The 2,475-nt window shown below is 54.5% G+C and carries 2 protein-coding genes and 1 pseudogene; all 3 read left to right on the top strand.

Going from position 1 to position 2,475, the window contains the following annotated elements; genetic code table 11:
• The coding region (gene gspM, locus D5S03_RS09545; RefSeq protein WP_287043702.1) for a type II secretion system protein GspM at positions 1-514 on the top strand (514 nt) is incomplete at its 5' end.
• Between the two features lie 35 nt (positions 515-549).
• Positions 550-1,296, top strand: a complete 747-nt coding sequence (locus D5S03_RS09540) for a hypothetical protein (RefSeq protein ID WP_144289721.1) — start codon at positions 550-552, stop codon at positions 1,294-1,296.
• Between the two features lie 19 nt (positions 1,297-1,315).
• A pseudogene (locus tag D5S03_RS09535) lies at positions 1,316-2,475 on the top strand (hypothetical protein); the annotation flags it as partial.

The following is a 2,475-nucleotide window of genomic DNA, read 5'->3' as shown; positions in this document are numbered from 1 at the left end:
CATAATGCTGGTACTGATGTTTCTGGCCGGGGGCAGATATCTTGTGCAGGTTTACCAGGATCGGGCCACCTCCCTGCAGGACAGGATCCAGAGCCGGGAGATGCATTATTTCAACCTGACCCGGCTTGTTGCCGGAGGTGAACACAACAGACGGGAGTTTGAGATGTTGCAGGTATTTTTCAATGAAGAGCTGGACCCGAGGTTTATTCAGGCCCCTACTGCGGCCCTGGCCGAGGCCAGGCTGCAGGACCTGGTGAGCGATATGGCCGGTGCAAGCGGTCTGGAAATCATGAGTATCAGAATGCTGCCCAGGACGGATGACGGGGTGGTCAGTGAAATGGCTCTGGGCATAAGCGCCAGGGGAGAAATAGACTCCATCAAAGATTTTTTGTGGCGTATCTCCTCCCATGAGCAGTTTGTTTTCGCCCGCCGGGTGGAGATAAGCATCATCAATCCAAGGGAGAGAAGGCATTTTAACCTTGACTGCCAGCTTGCGGCCTGGAGCAGACCGTGAAGCAAAAATCCTATTCCGGCTTCAAAGGGCCAAAATTGGCCATCTTTCTGATTTTTGCCGGGCTGGCAGCAGTCTTTCTTGGTCTGGGTTTTCTGGACTACAGGGAAAACAAGCACCAGGAAGTACAGATTGATTTTTTTCCTGATGAAGAGGCTCCGGATATAAATATGCAGGAACTGCAGGATCAGTTTGTGCCTGGTCAGGTCGGTGATCCGCAAGATCATCAAATAATTATATCGAACAACCTGTTTTCTCCTGAGCGCAGGCCCTGGGCCAGGCCGGTATCCGAAGATCCAGACGATGCGCGTCGCGTTCAGGCGGATCCAGGCGCTTTCAGGCTGCATGGAATTATTTCCCGGGATGATGAAAGAATGGCCCTGATATACAACCATGACCTTCCCTCTCCGGATACCTACAGCCTGGTAAGAGCTGGCCAGAGCATCACCATGGAGGATAACGGCCTGCAAACTGCATATACTCTTACAGACATCCATGATGATTATGTAACCATTCAGTCCGGAGGCCGGATTTTTCATGTGCATTTATTTGCTGACCGGCCAACACGGGAGGACGACCCCCGGGAGGAACCGGAAGGCCCGCCTGATGCTTTGGAACCTCTGGCTCCGGGCACGGGCCTTGAGCATCTCATGCAGAGGCTGGAGGATGATGAAGTCAGTCCCGATCCTGCTCCTTCCCCCGAGGACATGGAGAGGCTGGTGGAGGAAGGCAGAATGCACAGGATAGACACACCGCTTGGGCCGGTTTACCGCCCGGTGAGGTGAGGATGAAAATGGAATCACCATGAAATTTATCTTCCTCCTGGTAATACTTTTTCTTTGTTCCTCCTGCGCCGCAATGGACCCGGAGATAAAAAGCCTGGCCCGGGAGCCGGTGGCCTATCCCCAGAAGGAAGAAGTGCCTGAGCATTTTGAGATGCCTGCTGTGCAGCCGGAGCCTGTGCTGAAGCCAGATGTTACAGAGGCAGAGCTTCTCAACCAGAGGCTGCAGGAGATCATTGCCGCTTCCCCGCTTGGCACCACAATGGATATCTTCGCCCCGGCAGAGGAGTTTGACCCTGCAGAGGCCAGGGATGTCTCCTTCAGCTTTTACGATGCTGACCTGGTGGAAGTGATCCGGGTGTTCATGCAGCTTTTGGAAGAGGATTACCTGATACACCCGGGAGTCAGCGGCCGGGTAAGTCTGTTTGTCAAGGACAGGTTCAATGCCCGGCAGATGCTGGGTGTCCTGGAAGGCGTGCTCAGGGTGAACAACGCGGCCATGATCAGGTCCGACCAGATCCTGGAATTTCTGCCCCTGTCCCGGGTTCCCGGGCATATCCCCGGGGAACTCATCATTTTGCCGGACAGAGAGGAGCTCCCCAGGCGGGGGCAGATCATTCAGGGGTTCGGGCTGGATTTCATCGCTGCACAAGAAATGGTTAACATTATTGAACCGCACCTTTCAGGCGATGCCCGGGTTTATGCCCACGAGGAAAAGGGGGTGCTGCTGGTTTCGGATTATCCCCATTCTCTGGAAAAAGTCTCCCGCCTCATTTCATTGTTTGACGAAAGCATTTTTGCTGACGTGCTGGCCCGGGTGTATCCTTTGCGCTATATCGAAGCAGGCGAGGCCGCACAGAAACTTGAAAACATCCTGGAGAGATTCGGAATGGACCGGGACCGCGTGGGGAGACAGGCCAGGGTGTCCTTTCTGCCCCTGGAAAGACTGAACATGGTCCTGGCGGTTACCAGGAGCGAGACGGTTTTAAGCTTTGTGCAGGCCTGGGTGGAAGGCCTGGACCGTCCTGTTCCCGAGCATATCCTGGGTTCTGCCGGGGAGAATATTTATGTCTATTATGTCCAGTACGGCGATGCTGAAGAAATAGTGGAATCCCTGCGCGGGGTTTTTGACCAGGGGGTGGAAGCGGACTCGGAGGTCGGAAGGGAGGCAGTGAGTGAGGT

Origin of the sequence: Desulfonatronospira sp. MSAO_Bac3 (genome assembly GCF_003838035.1) — a bacterium.
GTDB lineage: Bacteria > Desulfobacterota > Desulfovibrionia > Desulfovibrionales > Desulfonatronovibrionaceae > Desulfonatronospira > Desulfonatronospira thiodismutans.
This window is presented reverse-complemented; position numbering and strand designations above follow the sequence as displayed.